13 protein-coding genes and 1 tRNA gene are annotated in these 15913 nt (G+C 35.4%); 5 read left to right on the top strand and 9 right to left on the bottom strand.

Translation table 11 applies throughout. The annotated features are described in order from the left end of the window. Positions 1–63: 63 nt before the first annotated feature. Positions 64–4845, bottom strand: coding sequence for a translocation/assembly module TamB domain-containing protein (locus IV494_RS00165; RefSeq protein ID WP_196078156.1), 4782 nt, complete (start codon positions 4843–4845; stop codon positions 64–66). A 4-nt stretch (positions 4846–4849) separates the two neighbouring features. Here IV494_RS00165 and tsaD point away from each other — a divergent pair, with 4 nt between their 5' ends. The 3 genes from tsaD to IV494_RS00150 are packed head-to-tail and all read left to right on the top strand — an operon-like array spanning position 4850 to position 7092. Beyond that, a complete protein-coding gene (tsaD, locus tag IV494_RS00160) occupies positions 4850–5902 on the top strand; it encodes a tRNA (adenosine(37)-N6)-threonylcarbamoyltransferase complex transferase subunit TsaD (RefSeq protein ID WP_196078155.1) in 1053 nt (350 codons plus the stop codon). Positions 5903–5919: 17 nt separating this feature from the next. Then, positions 5920–6327: a hypothetical protein gene (locus IV494_RS00155; RefSeq protein ID WP_196078154.1), complete on the top strand. Its 408-nt coding sequence runs from the start codon at positions 5920–5922 to the stop codon at positions 6325–6327. A gap of 39 nt (positions 6328–6366) precedes the next feature. Further along, on the top strand, positions 6367–7092 hold the full coding sequence (locus IV494_RS00150) for an RsmE family RNA methyltransferase (protein WP_196078153.1): 726 nt from the start codon (positions 6367–6369) through the stop codon (positions 7090–7092). Positions 7093–7263: 171 nt separating this feature from the next. Here the strand turns inward: IV494_RS00150 and IV494_RS00145 are convergent, their stop codons facing one another. Next, the gene (locus IV494_RS00145; protein ID WP_196078152.1) at positions 7264–7923 is read right to left on the bottom strand and encodes a TrmH family RNA methyltransferase; all 660 of its coding nucleotides are present in this window, start codon (positions 7921–7923) and stop codon (positions 7264–7266) included. 299 nt (positions 7924–8222) lie between these two features. On the opposite strand from IV494_RS00145, the gene IV494_RS00140 reads away from it, so the two are divergent. Then, a complete protein-coding gene (locus tag IV494_RS00140) occupies positions 8223–9239 on the top strand; it encodes an asparaginase (RefSeq protein WP_196078151.1) in 1017 nt (338 codons plus the stop codon). Positions 9240–9401: 162 nt separating this feature from the next. Further along, positions 9402–9488 (top strand) — tRNA-Ser (locus tag IV494_RS00135). 272 nt (positions 9489–9760) lie between these two features. Here the strand turns inward: IV494_RS00135 and selD are convergent. The 7 genes from selD to IV494_RS00100 all read right to left on the bottom strand — a co-directional run bounded on the left by selD (position 9761) and on the right by IV494_RS00100 (position 15911). Next, on the bottom strand, positions 9761–10798 hold the full coding sequence (gene selD / locus IV494_RS00130; protein WP_196078150.1) for a selenide, water dikinase SelD: 1038 nt from the start codon (positions 10796–10798) through the stop codon (positions 9761–9763). Next, positions 10791–11825: a tRNA 2-selenouridine(34) synthase MnmH gene (mnmH, locus tag IV494_RS00125; RefSeq protein ID WP_196078149.1), complete on the bottom strand. Its 1035-nt coding sequence runs from the start codon at positions 11823–11825 to the stop codon at positions 10791–10793. Before mnmH ends, selD begins: the two co-directional genes overlap by 8 nt. A gap of 946 nt (positions 11826–12771) precedes the next feature. Further along, positions 12772–13155, bottom strand: coding sequence for a hypothetical protein (locus tag IV494_RS00120; protein WP_196078148.1), 384 nt, complete (start codon positions 13153–13155; stop codon positions 12772–12774). 246 nt (positions 13156–13401) lie between these two features. Next, entirely contained in the window at positions 13402–13545 is a 144-nt protein-coding gene (locus IV494_RS00115; protein ID WP_196078147.1) for a hypothetical protein, read from the bottom strand. 351 nt (positions 13546–13896) lie between these two features. Continuing rightward, a complete protein-coding gene (locus IV494_RS00110) occupies positions 13897–14457 on the bottom strand; it encodes a LemA family protein (RefSeq protein ID WP_196078146.1) in 561 nt (186 codons plus the stop codon). 77 nt (positions 14458–14534) lie between these two features. Beyond that, the gene (locus tag IV494_RS00105; protein WP_196078145.1) at positions 14535–15113 is read right to left on the bottom strand and encodes a hypothetical protein; all 579 of its coding nucleotides are present in this window, start codon (positions 15111–15113) and stop codon (positions 14535–14537) included. A 183-nt stretch (positions 15114–15296) separates the two neighbouring features. Continuing rightward, entirely contained in the window at positions 15297–15911 is a 615-nt protein-coding gene (locus IV494_RS00100) for a hypothetical protein (RefSeq protein WP_196078144.1), read from the bottom strand. Positions 15912–15913: the final 2 nt, after the last annotated feature.

Below are 15913 nucleotides of genomic sequence, written 5' to 3'. Positions count from 1 at the left end.
CTAAAAATTTTAGGTTAATATTAACAATTTTTAACTTAAACAAATACTTTTCTGATAAAATCCTTATTTTATTGTATCATTTTTAACAGAATCTCTTTTAATTAAAGGTTTTTCAGCAACATTTTTTTTATCCTTTTGCTTTCTTTTAAAGATAGTATTGAAACTTTTACTATACACAACACCAACTCCATAACTTTGATTAGAACTTGCATTACCGGCAGCAGTTCCGTTTAAACCGATGTTTGTAGGTTTGGAATATGCTCGTAATAAACGGGTTCCATCATTTTTTTTGGACCAGTCGTATTCTACAATTCCTTCTCCTGAAAGATAATCCGCGTTGGTATTGTCCGATTTGGAAATTGGTATTCCTAAACCTGTTTTTACTTTTACTCTCGGTGACAATAGAAAACTCACACTTGCATTTGCACGGTTACCAGTATTGGAACCAGTGTCTCCGTTCAAATAATTAAGATCGACCTGAAATTCATTGCTGATGTTATTTAATACAGAACCCAACTGTTTGAAAAGCATATTGTAACCGGAACTCTCTGCAAAATTTCCAAGATTAATATCAAAAGCAGAATTGCCCACATTGAAACTGTTCATCACGAGTACCGAACCAAACTGAATGATTTTTTCGTCTTCGTTGCTCATTTTTTCAGCCAGCGTCTCCTTTAAATTAGAAGAGACATCTTGCGCAGAAACGCCCAGTTCAATCTTCGGATTATTGAGGGTTTGCGTAATTTTTGTCGTGAGCAATACATTAATCGGTTGCAGACTTCCCATGTTTAAATATTGACCTGCATTCGTAACGGTTCTCAAATAAGTGGCATCAATATTCAGATCAGGAGAGATCGGATCTCCATCCCAACGAATACTGCTTCCTTTGGAGATCTGGAAAGTTCTGTTCAAAATCGCTTTCGATACAAAAGTTCCGTTATCCACAAAATAGTCGCCCGACATGGTGATCGATCCGGATCTGCTCATTAAAAAGCGAAGTTTATCAGAATTCCCACGAACTGAAATATCACCGATATCATCTCCAACCAAAACGTTTACCGTGGTCCCTTTATCGACAGAGAGCGTAAAATCTACATTTAAATTAGCGTTCGACCGTTTCTTATCTTCCACACTCACAACTCCTGCTTCATCCCGTTTCAAAAATCTCAGCATTTTAAATTCTTCCACATTCGAAGTTGAATTAGAGTTGAAAGTAAATACACTATTGTTCAATGCCCGCATTTCGGGCGTAGAAATATTCAGCGCAGAAACAGGTCCATCGACGTAAAGCGTTCCTGTCCCGTAAACTCTTCCCCAAAAGAGATCGAGATCTTTTTGAGTGGTATTCAGCAACATTAAATTATCGGCCCGCATGACTAAATTGACCCCCATTGAAGACAAAGTTTCAAACTGAATCGCTCCGGAAATTGAACCTTTTGAATTTGATCTGCCGTCTTTTACACCAATATCATTGAGAATAGCCAAACCTTTCGACAATGAAACCACGGTGTCATCAAAAGAATAATCAACGCCTGTGAAATTTAATTTTAAGCCCAAACCTTTCATCGCGATGTCACCACTATAATCAATATCATTTAATTTACCTGAAATTTTTAAGGCTCCGGAAGCTTTTCCACGAAGATTTCCGAAAACGCCTTTCACAAATTCCTGCGCAAACTGTAGATCGAAATCGTTCATATCTGCAACCAGATTTAATGTTGGTGATGCCGTATTATTATTAATGGTTCCCTTCAAGACAAGGTCATTGTTTCCGATGATTCCGGCGGAAACCACTTTCGCTTCTAAATCGAAAACGTTCGGAACAGCGCTTTTCTTCGCCGAGATCATGACATTTCCCATGTCTTTTCCATTCATCAAAATATTGGTAATATCTAAATCGATGAGCGGTTCCAGATTATTTTGGTCCTTCTTTATGTCAAAAGTTCCATTCGCAACTCCTTTGATATCCATTCCATTATCGCTTCCTGTTAAAGCCAGTACTTTTGCGATTTGAACATTTTTTAGTTCGCCTTTTGCGGAGAAATCTTTTGCCGATTTAAAAATGGATTCTTTCAGAAACAATTCACTTTCATCGGAGTAAATTCGCAGATTCTGGATCAAAAAATCGCCTGTATTTTTCCTGTAAGTGATCGAATGGTTCAACTCCGGATTGGTATCGACACTCCACGCGACATTTCTAAAAGTAACTGTTGTCGGCTCAAAACGGAAAACGTAATCACCTGCAGCATTCGTCGATTGATTAAGGTTTACAGCGTAATCCTTCAGCGTTTGTTTTATTTCATCTTCTGGAGAACCTAATTTGAAAGCGGTTGCAATATGCAGAATCTTGTTATTTTCGTTCCTTCCGCTTAGAGTAATATCCTTTAAAATATTTTTATTGTACTCTATTCTATTGACTTTTGCGAAAATTTGTTTATCGAGATCTGCGGTATTAATTCTGACCATCAAACTGTCGATCATGGCGCTGTCTCGCGTAACTTTGTTGCGTTCTGTAATTTTATAAGCAGGATTTGCTTTTGCTAAGGCTTGATCAGCATCTGTGATCTCCTCTTTTTTGGTCATGACATATTTCAAAGTCTGCGCATCAACATTCAGGATCAAATTATTCGAATTTCCGTCGTAGGAACCGTTAATTGAAGCACCTTTTGGAATTTGCAGGTTTGGTTCAAAATAGCTTACCAATCCTTGTTTAACGTCAAAATTCATCGTGAAATTCTGTCCGCGGTATAATTTTCTCGGAGGCGGACCAACAAGAACTTTTCCAATTCCGTTCTGGATCATTCCAGCTAGATCTTCCAGATTAAAACGTCCTGAAATCTGCCCATTTACCGCTTCCGGAGCATCAACAGAAACTATTCGGTTTCCATTTTCGAAAAAAGCTTTTACTTTAGCATTTGGGATCAAAAATTTCTGCGCAGCATTGGTAAAAGTCACATTTTGCAGATCAGCATCTAAGTTTAGATCATTCAGATTCGTCATCGCAATTTTTCCGTTGACCAAACCGCTTACAATCTGAGTTCCTTTCCCACCCGTAAAATAATTGAGATTTAAATACTGAACATCTGCTACAATATCTGCAGCCAGTTTTTTCGTACGGAAATCGATAAATCCATTGATGTTTGCTTTAGCCTGCTCATCGTTTACGTTTACAATTCCTTTGTACGTTTTGTGATCGAGAAATCCATCTAAATAAATATTATTAATTTCTTTATTAAGAATTTCAATTTTTGAAATTTGAGACCGTGTTTTCAACCTCATCGTGTTCACATCGAAACTTTCGCCCTGCAAATTGAATTTTCCGGAGATCAAACCAACCTGCTTATTTTTCGTAATGACTGAAGTGTTCAAATCATTAACTTCTGCATAACCTCGATATTTCGGTAAAGGAGAACTGTAGTCGGTCAGATAAAAATTCGTGATTTTTGCCTGTCCAATCCCGGTAATTAAATTTGCTTTCGGAACGAAAACCTCTTTCGGAGTTACTCTTACTGCACCCTTATATTTTAATCTTCCAAATTCATCAGCGAAATTTTTCATCTTCGAGGAAATGAAAGTCGGCATCATATCCTTTAAATCTACATAAGTGAGATCCGTGGAAAGAGAATTGGTTTCAATCTGGAAGTTGCCTTTTAAAATATTAGAAACCTTCATCGTTTCTGTGCGAATATTTACTTTTGAATTTCTCACGAGAAAATTATCCAGATAAAAACGGTTCAAAGGACCTGTCATCGTGCCCGAAATATTGATCGGTTTGTAATTGTCCCAGTTCGTCGCAAAATAACTGATGTCGTACCCGCTGATCTGACTTCCCGGCTTCATCATCATATCCCAGCGAACACGGTCTGCAAAATTAGCCCAGGAACCATTATTCAAATTAAATTTGATATTTCCCTGCAATAAAGAATGATCGGTATTCAACGTTAAATCCTGTAAAGACAAATATTGATGAGTGAGTGCAAGATCTGCAGAAAAAGTATCAACAATGTGCTTTTTGCCCCATCTTTCCGTGATAAAGCGCATGTTATTTATTTTCGCTGTTACGTCAGATCCGACGACTTTTAATTCGGGTACAATTAAATTGACATGTGTTGCGGTCATCCATTTTCCAGCCTCACCATCGGTATTTTGGTTGATGATGCTTACTTTTGAATCGGTAATATAAACACGGGATTTTAACTGAAAAGGTTCTTTTTTGACCGTTGGAGAAGGCGTATTGAAAAGATCGACGAAACGAATAAAATTAGAAATACTGTCCCCTTTATAAGTGATCACTTTTAAGTCAAGATTCTTTAAAGATAAAGACTGGAACTGCAAATTTCTTGAGTTGCTGATGATAGAAAACCAATTAGAATCTGCGTATAATTCCTTTGCTTTTAAAAACTGAAAATTCTTGTAATCTTTTACGGCAACATTATGAATATGAATATCTCCAAAATAACTCACCTCCACACTTTCGAAAGACATTTGGGACTTTAGATCTTTATTGAGTTTTTCAATCACCTTATGAGCTGCCCAGTTTTTGGTAGACGGTAAACTTACAAGGAGAAAAAAAGACCCGACGAGAAAAAGAACCAGCCAGAAAATAACAAGTAACAATTTTGCCCACCACTTGTAATTGGTAACATCTTTTGCTGCCTGTTCACCAAATTCTTTTGCTGTTTCTAAAGGATGATGAATGGTATCTGAGGCGAGTTGTGAAGCTTCTTTTACAGTTTCCTGCACTTTTTCGCTCACATTTTCCGCAGTATGCTGAATCTTATCGCCAATATTTTCTGGGACAGATTTTTTATTTTCGTTATCGTTATTATTCTCTAAATTTGCCATTGTTATGAGCGACTCAATAATTTTAGGGATAGAATCGTCCTGCGACGATACTTCAGCAGCAATCATTCAAGGAAACAAAATCCTTTCAAACATTGCAGCCAATCAGGAAATACACAACGAATATGGCGGTGTTGTTCCCGAACTGGCTTCTCGCGCACATCAGCAAAACATTATTCCAGTGGTGCAAAAATCCGTGAGCAAAGCAAATATACAACAAAAAGATATTTCTGCCATCGGCTTTACACGTGGTCCGGGACTTTTGGGTTCCTTACTGGTGGGAACTTCGTTTGCAAAATCGCTTGCAATGAGTTTAAATGTTCCTTTGATCGAAGTTAATCACCTTCAGGCACATATTTTAGCACACTTCATTGACGATGCAAATCCGACACCGCCCAATTTTCCTTTTTTATGTTTAACGGTTTCCGGTGGACATACGATGATCGCTGTGGTGAAAGACTATTTCGACATGGAAATTATCGGAAAAACGATTGACGACGCAGCGGGAGAAGCATTTGATAAAATTGGAAAAATCTTCGGTTTAGATTATCCGGCGGGTCCAATTATAGACCGATTGTCAAAACTGGGGAATAAAGATGCTTTTCAATTCAATAAACCACGCATCGATAACTACAACTACTCTTTCAGCGGCATAAAGACTTCTGTGCTCTATTTCATTCAAAAAGAAGTAAAGAAAAATCCAGATTTTATTAAAGAAAACTTGAATGATCTGTGTGCTTCGGTTCAAAAAACACTCGTTGAAATTTTGATGAATAAACTGGAAAAAGCGGCAAAAGAATTAAATATTAATGAAGTTGCAATTGCAGGCGGCGTTTCAGCAAACTCCGGTTTGAGAGAAGCAATGCTGATCAATGCAGAAAAGTTCGGCTGGAATATTTACATTCCTAAATTTGAATATACGACCGATAATGCAGCGATGATCGCCATGGTTGCAAAGTTGAAATTTGACCGCGGCGAATTTGCAGACTTATCTGTTTCTGCTACTTCACGATATGATATTGAGGAGAGTTTTAAGAAAGACGTTCAAATAACAGATTAATCGATTACAAAACTCAGATGAAAATATTATTAGAAGAAAAAGTACTGGTAAGTCACTCCAAAAAGAGCTCGAGATATTACTGGATCCTGGAAACGGTTACTGGAAAAACGGCAGCATCAACGGAAGAAGCTGAATTCTTGAATGAAAGTTCTGAAACCAGCTATCTTCAGGATATTAAAGAGGAGTTTCTAGAAAAAATAAACACTGAAAACGTCTTTAGTTTTCCTTTCACCCCGAAAGAAGGCGATTATTTATCTCTTAAAAATAATTTGAGAAAAACTGAATATTTAAATCTGATTTTCATTAATGAAAAATGGATCGAAGAAATTTATCCCTGCAGTTACCGAGAATGTGATACCGATATTTATACGACCATCAAAACAGGTGTGGCATTTTTAAGTGAGAATAATTATCTAAAACCTTAATACAGAATCGCATTCAAGTTAAAATATAAGAAGCTTTAAATGAAATTATTTTACGGTGAAATCATCGGGGATCAAGTAATTATCGACAGCGAAGAACAAACGCATATTGTAAAAGTATTGCGGATGCGATCTGGCGAAGAAATTTTTATCACCGACGGAAAAGGAAATCTGGCGAAAGGAAATCTGGTTTTTGAAGGCAAGAAAGTTTCTCTTGAGGTGAAACAAATTCAAAATGACCTTCCGAATTTTCGCGTGCAACTTCATATTGCAATTGCTCCGACAAAAAATATTGACCGCATTGAATTCTTTGCAGAAAAAGCCACAGAAATGGGTATTTCTGAAATTACTTTATTACAAACTGAAAAAACAGAGCGTAAAAATCTGAATATTGAAAAGTTGAGAAAGCAATGCGTTTCTGCTTCAAAGCAAAGTCTGCGTTTTCATTTTCCGATCGTTAATGAACTTACAAAATTTTCTGATTTTATTAAAAATATCAGTCCCGAAAATACTTTTGTTGCGCACTGCAATGAAAAATTGGAAAGAATTGATTTGAAGAGGCTTCGACAAGCTCAGCATGACACTGCTGCGAATAATTCGGGGAAAATTACTTTTTTGATTGGTCCGGAAGGTGATTTTTCTGATAGAGAAATTCAGATTTTGGCAGATAATGGAGTGAAAGCGGTTTCTCTTGGAAGTCAGAGATTACGCACAGAAACAGCGGGAATTTTTGTTGCAGCCTGGAATTATTATGAAAATCTGATGTAGTGGTCGCTCCTACGGAGCTTTTTTATTTGATCGTAAAATATTTGCTACAAAGAGTTGGCTTCTATGAAGCCTTTGGATGTATAAGCACTCATTATTCCACATGATAAATGTAAAAGCAACCGTAAAAACTTTTTATCTTAGTTTCAAATATTGGTTATTTCTCATTATTCGTTACCGATTATCATTTAAATATTTCGCTAAGATCTGGTCGCCACTTTGTAAAGAGTTTACTGCCCACCGAACTTTCATTTCCCATAATTTTTCTTCGGACAATTTATAATCGATAGTTGATTTCAACAATTTCTGTTTTAATTCGTAAACACAAATTGCGGCGGCGACAGACACATTAAAACTTCTCGTAAATCCATACATGGGAATGGCTAAAGTTTCATCAGCGAAATCTAAGATCTCTTCAGTGACTCCGGCTGCTTCTGTGCCGAAAACCAAAGCAACAGGTTCCGTGAGTTGAAAGTCGGGTAAAAGTGTCGCATTTTTTTCGGGAGAAACAGCAATGATTTTATAACCTCTATTTTTAATTTCATTAATGGATTCCAAATTGTGTGGAAGTCTTTCCAATTCTACCCAGGTTTCGGCTCCTTTTGTTACGCGAAGATTGGGATTAAATTCGTGCGCACTTTCCATGGCGATGATCTTATGAAAACCGCACGCTTCTACAGATCGAACGATTGCAGCAGCGTTTCGAAATTGAAAGACATCTTCGATGACGGGCAAAACAAAATCTGAACTTTCGGGGGCGAAATGATTTATTTTCTGGAGTCTTTCTTCGGTGAGGAACTGCTGAAGATATTCGAAGGTTTTCTGGTCTTTCATGAGGTCAAAAATAGGGAAATTTTAAAAAATGTTGATGTAGGTTTTTTAACCATAAGTCACATCAGTTTTTCGGGAAATTGTTGGTGAAATAAAAGTGCACAAAAGATTTTTGCTTCGCTAAGATTTGGGAATAAAAAGTACTTTTTGAAAAATAATTTATTTCGAAGCGAAATTTGCGCCCCGACTTGAACGGAAATCCTTTTTGTGGAGCAAAGCGGAACAAAAAGATTGGGAGTGGAAGGCGGAAAAAGGCGCCCAAAATAATCTTACATTCTGCCAAATAACGTATTTTTGGATTTATGAAAAGAAAAGTGCTCCTGATTTATACCGGCGGAACGATCGGCATGGAAAAAGATTACGAAACGGGGAGTTTGCGGGCCTTCGATTTTGGGAATATTTTTAAAAAAATCCCGGAAATGAAAATGATCGAGTGCGAAGTGTCGGTTCATCCTTTTAAAAAACCGCTTGATTCTTCGGATATGGGTCCGGAAGAGTGGAAAATTATCGCCAATTACATCGGTAAAAATTACGACAATTACGACGGTTTCTTGATCCTGCACGGAACAGACACGATGTCTTACACGGCTTCAGCATTGAGTTTTATGTTGAACAATTTGACAAAGCCGGTGATTTTGACCGGTTCACAATTGCCGATTGGTGATCTAAGAACGGATGCCAAAGAAAATCTTTTGACGAGTTTGTATTACGCAAGTTTGTACGAAGACGATGAAGCGGTCATTCAGGAAGTTGCCGTGTATTTTGAATATAAATTGTTGCGTGGAAACCGTACTTTGAAGTATTCGGCGGAATTTTTTGATGCTTACCAAACGCCGAATTATCCGGTTTTAGGGCAGTCTGGAGTACATTTGAATGTGAAGAAGGATTATTTATGGCGCAACAAAACTTCGGATGCTTTTTGCGTTGACAATCATATTTCGCAGGATGTTCTTTTCTGGCGGATTTTCCCGGGAATGCATTTGAATCATTTTTCTGATATTCCGAAAGTGAAAGTTTTGGTGCTGCAGGTTTTTGGTTCGGGTACAATTTTCAACACGCAAAAAACTTTGGAAACTTTACAAAAGCTGCGCGATCAGGGAACTGAGATCGTGGTGATCTCACAGTGTGTTTCGGGTGGAATTAGTTTTGGTAAATATTCAAACTCGAATATCTTTACGAAAATCGGCGCGATCAGTGGAAATGATATTACGGCGGAAAGCGCGATCACGAAAGCGATGCATCTTTTAGACAATCCGAATTATAAGGGAACTTTTGCGGAAAATTTTGTGAAGAATTTGTGTGGTGAAGTTTCTGAATGAAAATTTTAGTCACAAAAGTTTTTTAAAGTGAAAAGCGGTTGAAAGTAAAGTGCAAAAAAGGTGGAAATCAGAATTTTTCGACGTGACATTTTTATTTTGAAAAATAGTTGGTTTCGATTTTTAGAACTCAATAAATTACGCTATTTTTGCAGTCTTCAATTCAGAGAGGTGTCCGAGTGGTTGAAGGAGCTAGCCTGGAAAGCTAGTGTACGGGCAACTGTACCGTGGGTTCGAATCCCATCCTCTCTACAAAATTAAAATCAGGAATTTATTCCTGATTTTTTTATTTTCTTACGTTTTGGAATTAGATTACCTCAATGGTTATTCGAAGTAATAGAATAACTGCTTTCGATTTCTTTTTTTCAAATACTGTGAAGAATTCTTTTAATTTTTGATTCTCATCAAAATTTATCATTTCTATCTAAGTCTGGCATCACTTTTCTGAATTGCACAAATAAAAATCGTAATGAATAAATAATAACAATCTCAATATTATTAAAGAATGTTTTTATCTCTATTTTTTACTCATTAATATATATGGGAAATTCTGTCCTTTCTGTAAGTTCTCCTATCGGTTCAGCAAAAAGACCTCTGTTTTTTAAAATAGTTTCGACTTTGTGAGCAGCTTCTTTTTTTACAGCAATGAGTAATCCGCCACTGGTTTGTGGATCACATAAAATATGGCGTTTTCTTTCATCCTCGATATTAACCTGATGGCTGTAGCTGTCCCAGTTTCTCAGCGTTCCACCGGGGATACATTTTTGATCAAGATAACCTTCAACTTCTTTAAAAATTGGTACTTTACTAAAATTGATATTTGCAGAGACATTGCTTCCTTCACACACTTCCAGTAAATGTCCGATGAGTCCAAAGCCGGTGACATCAGTTAAAGCGGTTACCTCTTCCATTTCGGAAAGTTCTAACCCGACATCATTCAAAATGATCATGGAATTTGCAGCGATATCTTTATGTTTGTCTTCTAAGACGCCCTTCTTTTGTGCAGTCGTTAAAATGCCAACACCTAAAGGTTTGGTCAGATAAAGAATACTTCCGGGTTCTGCTTTATCATTGCGTTTCAAATTCGAAATGACCACTGATCCTGTAACTGCGAGTCCAAAAACAGGTTCCGGATTATCAATACTATGACCGCCGGCGATTATTATTCCGGCGTCAGCGCAGGCTTTTCTACCACCTTCCATTACTTCGGCAGCAACTTCAGGAGATAATTTATCGATGGGCCAACCTAAGATCGCGATCGCCATCAAGGGTTTTCCTCCCATGGCATACACGTCGCTCAAAGCATTCGTAGCGGCAATTCTTCCAAATGTGAAAGGGTCATCGACGATGGGTAAGAAAAAATCGGTCGTACTTATAATTCCAGTTCCATTTCCCATATCATAAACCGCAGCATCATCTCTGGTATCGTTACCGACTAAGAGCCGAGGATCGTCTATTTTAATTGAATTGGATTTTAATATGGTCGTTAATACCTTTGGTGATATTTTGCAGCCACAACCCGCACCGTGGCTGTAGCTTGTCATTTTTATTGGTTCATTCATTGTTCTGAGCTAATAAGCTTATTAGAAAATCCGCAATTTCTTCATGATTCGCGGAGGTGATTTCAAGTTCTTTGATTAATGATTCCTGACGTTTTTGTAATCCTTTCAGATAATATTTATCATAATAGAAAAGCACGATCTCTACTACTTTATTGTAATTTTTATTTTCCAGCGCTTCAAGAGCAACTTTAGCATTATCATTTCCGAGCTTTTTAATAATTCGTCTGATTGCATCCGCCAATTTATCGGGATCGAGATGTGCGTACGTCTTCACGAGGTGTTCTATTCTTTTTTCTAAAGGAATATTCAAAAAATAGACAGGCATCTCAATCATTCCAAAATAAAATGCATTAGGAATCGATATATTACCAATCATTTTACTTTCATCCTCCAACCAAATGGGTTGATTGCTATTAAAAGTTCGTAATAGGGAAAAAAGATTCGTTTCAAATTGCTCAGTGGTTGGTTGAGGCGGAAGATCGATGCCTCCAAAAGCTGATCCTCGATGATTGGCTAATCCTTCTAAGTCGATCACCTGTTGTCCTTTCTTCTCTAAAAAATGCAAAATTTCAGTTTTTCCGCTGCCCGTATATCCGCCTAAAACTTTGAGATCAAAATCTTGTTCAAAAAATTCCAGGACATAATTTCTAAATGCTTTGTAGCCCTTTTCAATAACATAAACTTTTTTAAACCCATTCTCTAGAAGGTGGTCAGCAAAAGCATTACTTCTCATTCCGCCGCGCCAACAATGCACAACAACTTCCTTTTCGGGAGCAACTGCAAGAGATTGCGTGATGAAATTATTGAGTTTCGGAGTTACAAATTCATAACCAAGTTCAATAGCCCTTTCTTTGGACTCTTGTTTATAGGCAGTGCCGACAATTGCGCGTTCTTCATCAGTAAATAAATCAATGTTATGAGCACTGGGAAAATGTCCTTTCGCAAACTCACCCGGTGACCGAACGTCGATAATTGGGATATGGTCTAAATGCTGAAAGTAAAAGTCTACTTTAACGATCTGTTTCATTGTTAGGTCTTTATAATTTTTCAGCGGTCATTGTATTAGATAAAGAAAGGGTCTCTATTTAGAAAGTAAGTTCAATAATTTAAGTATCAGTTGAAGCAGTGGTTTGCATAGAATTTAAAGGCATTAATTACACCCAATTCAAGATTATCATTTTTCACCCTTCCCTCTACTGTCGCTTTATTTTCATCTTTGAAGTTTTTCTAAATAAAATTTGATCAGTTGTGAGGTAATTAACAAGGAATAAAAAATACTGCCAATTGCCATGGCAACCTTAGGTTGTGTCTTCAAGATACCTTCTGATTTGACAAATGTACTGAAATGTGAGGAAGATAAAAATTCTTCTGTTAAACCAAATCTTGGAATTTGATTGTGAAAAATAACTACGGGAAAGAGAGAAAGCGTCTAACATATTAAAGCTTCCATCTTTTGTAAATTCTAAAACTGCTTTTTCAATACCTTTTGATTTTAAGAATTTTTAAGTATTACTTCCCATTTATCAATAAGTCGCGAATCATCTTTCTTCTGAGAATTACAACTTACCAAACAATCCACATAAAATAATTAATGATTTTTTCATTTTCATTTGATTGTTTAAATTTTATTAAAATCTAAACAATTTTTTTCAAAATTAATTACATCAGACTCGACTGATCTTGATTCTATTCCATTTTTTAAAGTCGAATTGAAAATATAAAAATTTAACAGATCGCACTGCTATAAAAGTGGCCTTAAATGAAAATGGGTGAAAATTTAAAAAATTTTTTGATGCGATAAATTACAAAGGTTTAAAGTAAATATATTTGGGTGAATATGATGCGTAAAATATAACTTGGTAAAAAATTTAAAGCGCTAAAATTTCTTTCAATATCAAACCTCAACTTCTGGGCGATCAAATCAAAAATTTTAAAATCCCGCTAAATATTTCTATCGAACATAAAACATTAAACTAAATAATCTCGAATTCTGTCTTACCTTCTGGAATAAAAAACGAGATATCTAACATCAATTCTTCCTCAGTTTCTGCATTTTCTAAATATAAGGCTGATTCCCCGTTTGGTTTTTTGAGCATTGCGACTTTATTTTGTCCGTACAAAAACATGATCGAATCTTCAGCAATCGGCTTAACTTTAAAACCAGAATTAAAGTCATTAAGCAAATCATTTACTCTTTCTTCTGATTTGCTTTTTGATAAATACATCGATGCAGCCATATTATTTTCCCTCCTAGAAATTACCGCTTTGTACTCTTCAAATTTATTGTCGCTAATCATTTTGCCAACTTTATTGTAAGCCATTTCTAACTTCTTTCTGCAGTCCTCAATATTTTTCAAGTCTTCACCATTTTGCCAAGCTTCTAGTTTGTAAGGACCTTCTGCTTCAAAAACATCTGCGTATTTGAGAAGAGGAATATTATTGTCGACAATGGGTTTTGATTGATATTCTCCAAATTGTTTTTCAAAAACAAAATCATTAGAAACATCAAAAAGTTTTATATTAAACTTTAAATCTGCTTTTGGATTGAGTTTTAATTCCCCAAAATTTGGTAAAACTGTAAGCGATAAAGATTGTTTACCACTTTATAAAATAGCAAAATTAATCGGGATCGTGCTTGCAACCTGACCTGCTATATCCATGTGAGCAACTGGATAATCATTTATTCTGATTTCAAATAAGCACGCAGATGCACTAAAATCGATCATGTAATAAGGCTTCTTTATCATCGTTATTTTTTTAAGATTTTAGACCAGTCCATAAACATTTTAGAAATAGAATTGGTATTGAAGAGGCAAAAGAAAAACATTCCGGTAAAAATGGATAACCAACAGTAAGCGAGTTTTATACCGTTTCTATCCGTAATAAAAACAAGTATTAAAATGGTGAATACTCCGAAAAAAAATGTGAAAAGCAGAGTGTAAAGAAAGGAATGGATCAAATACATATTTGCGCCAATTTTCCTAAGAACAAATCCTATAATTGAGATCATTAAAAGTAAAATTATCGGTACCAAAAAGGCACCAAACATCACGATTTCAGGTTTTTCAATCAAGAGATTTTCGTAGCCGAAAAATGTATTAAAATTTAATGCTTTCATACTTCTTATCTGAATTGCTTATTTCTAACATCGTTTTATCTTTGTATCCCAATGTTTTTGCGACTAAAAGATTAGGAAATTCGTGTATTTCTATATTGTAAAGATTTACGCTGTCGTTAAAAAATTCTCTTCTGTCTGCGATTTTATTTTCCAGTTCGGAAATTCTTCTTTGTAATTCTAAAAAATTATTATTGGAAATTAAATTTGGATAATTTTCCGAAACCGCGAAAAACGATCTAAGCGTTCTTGAAGTTTCATTGGCCACCTTCGTTTTAAGATCAGCTTTATCTGCCTCAAAGTACGAAGTTCTTAGTTCTGTAAGATGAATTAATAAATCTTTCTCATAATTCATAAATTGTTTTGCAACAATAACAAGATTCGGTAACTCGTCTGCTCTTTGTTTTAAAATCACGTCAATATTGGAATATGCTTTTTCTACATTGAATTTCAGCATCACCATTTTATTAGATAAATTGACTAAGAAAGCCAGGATAGAAATCACTAAAAAAATTGCTATCACAACTGCTACAATATTATTCATTATTGAGAAAGTATTACAGCAATTAATGACGCGATTAAAATACACGTTAAGAGAAAAGTTTTTAAAAGCGGTTGGTATTAATTCCAGACAGAAATCCCTTCGGAAGAAGTGATTCCCAATACTTTATAATGATCATCTTTCCTGATAAAAGCAACACCCTTATTCGTATCTGCATAACCTACCAGTAAAACTTCCTGATTTTCTTTGAGCAAAATCTCGCTATAGCGTTTACTGCTGTTTGATGAGACATTTGTCGTTTGCAACAAAACAAATTCAATTCCTTCAGGTTCAACCTTTATCTTGCCTGTTTCGTCCTGAAGATTAAAAACATTACATTTTGTCTCTTTGTGAGAAGTCGTGTAAGAATAATTTCCATCCTTATCCTTATTGACATTTTCAATTAGATAATGGTATCCGATGCATTTTTCATGTCCAACAGGTGATAATAAGGCTTCGTTCATTATCAACTTCCCCTGTATTTCTACTATTCCTTTCGATACAGACCTTATTTTCGAAGTTGGCAATGATGCCTGTAACCGTAGGAATCTTTTCCTAGAATTAGGCAATAATAAAATGACGCCCGTAACAATCAAAATTGCTAAAGGAAGGAAAGAAACTATTTTTGAGGCGTAGAAGTCATAATTATCACTAATCATTTTTAATCGATTATAAAGCGGCATTTTTTCTTTAAAAATAACCCAAAGCATAAAATACATTAAACAAAATAGAAACAAACCTATTATAATATTTGCAAAAATACGAATTGTATTATTTTTTTCTTTCATTAATAGCGCCTTACCTCACATTAGTTTTACATGTAATATCTTCCAGAATTATTTCTAAAACCTTGTATTATACCAATCGATTACTTTTTTAGTTTGTAATGAATTGCTTAAATCGGTTGGATATTCTGCATTGTTCGAAATTACATGTAATGAAAACCCTATTATTTGCTTCCCATCAGATTTTAAGTAATTCTTGTAGAAATATATTGAAGTGTTATTTTTTGAATCGATCCATTTACTTGTAAAATTTCCCAAAATAATATTGTCTTTTTTAAGAGTTGGTTCTGGCTCTATGATTTTTGGTGCACCATAATTTTTAATCAGATATTCATTTAATTTTTCAGCTAAAACAGGATTGTTTTTTTCATTAACCATGAAACCTAAAACCTGAGGTTTTGAGAATGAATTTACTAATATTTTTACATAACTGTTTTCGGCTTTTTGAAAAGAAATATCTCCGAACTTAAAATTTTCAATTTGTTGATCAGAAAATGAATATGCTGGTAACTTAGTAACTATCTCCTGATTCTCTTTTATAGATTCTACGCCTTTTTGTGATAAATCGTTAAATTCTGTGCTGTTTATGATCTTTTGTAGATCTATTTTTCCCTGTGAATTACAATTTTGTAGCATAAAGATTGAAATAAATGCGATAATAAGTCTTTTCATAA

Origin of the sequence: Kaistella gelatinilytica (assembly GCF_015679325.1) — a bacterium.
GTDB classification, from domain to species: Bacteria; Bacteroidota; Bacteroidia; order Flavobacteriales; family Weeksellaceae; genus Kaistella; species Kaistella gelatinilytica.
This window is presented reverse-complemented; position numbering and strand designations above follow the sequence as displayed.